General features: G+C 43.2%; 1 protein-coding gene. It reads right to left on the reverse strand.

Annotation, left to right across the window (positions count from 1 at the left end; all coding sequences use genetic code 11):
• The coding region (locus tag SB772_RS40865) for a pyridoxine 5'-phosphate synthase (RefSeq protein ID WP_410838633.1) at window positions 1-273 on the reverse strand (273 nt) is incomplete at both ends.

The raw sequence follows: 273 nt of genomic DNA on the forward strand, positions 1-273 counted from the left end.
TATGAACATACTCTTTTAAAGACGTGACTTGACCTGCAACATCAAGACCACCTTCTGTCGTTAACTCTGCCCGCTTTTCAGGTACTAGACATACCCAAAAAGGTTTAACTTCGCAGGCAATTGCAAGCATCTCATCAGTTGCGGCCATCTCTAGATTCATTCTCGTCGACAACTGCCCTGCCAATTCACAAACATCTGCGTCTTGTATATGACGACGATCTTCACGTAAATGTATAGTAATACCATCTGCCCCTGCCTTTTCACACAATAATG

Source organism: Paraburkholderia sp. SIMBA_030 (assembly GCF_046535245.1).
In the GTDB taxonomy this organism is placed as follows: Bacteria; Pseudomonadota; Gammaproteobacteria; order Burkholderiales; family Burkholderiaceae; genus Paraburkholderia.